Raw genomic sequence first — 422 nt, forward strand, 5'->3', positions numbered from 1 at the left:
CCTCGAGGCCGTGGTTGCCCTCCGGGGCTCTTCCTTCTCCAACCGCCCTTTCTCCACAACATCCCGTCGATTCGGGCCGCCATCGCCCTCAGAAACGCCCGAAGCCCTTGGTCTTTCCAGCTGCGGCGGGATTTCACCCGATGCGCAAACCGGCTCATCACGCTCTCGGCGTGGCCCATCGGACGCATGCCGGTCGTCTCCACCCCTTGCTCCGACAGCCACTCCCGATAGTCCCGGATGCATCCCGGCATCGACTCGATCCGGCGGATCATGGCAGCCATCTGCTTCTCTTTCGCTTCGTCCTCCAACGTGCCGACCGCGCTGTTCAGCTCCACGAGAAGCCCCTCTTCGTCTTGTTTCGCCAGCTTCTTCCGCACCTCCCGCCAACGCGGATGGCCGGACAGACACTGACGCAGCTCCCG

The 422-nt window shown here is 64.5% G+C and carries 1 protein-coding gene; it reads right to left on the bottom strand.

The features are described from left to right. On the bottom strand, positions 1-422 hold a 422-nt coding region (locus ABS784_RS16985; protein ID WP_407067064.1), incomplete at both ends, for a UPF0236 family transposase-like protein.

This window comes from Geobacillus sp. G4 (assembly GCF_040327975.1).
Taxonomy (GTDB): Bacteria; Bacillota; Bacilli; order Bacillales; family Anoxybacillaceae; genus Geobacillus; species Geobacillus thermoleovorans.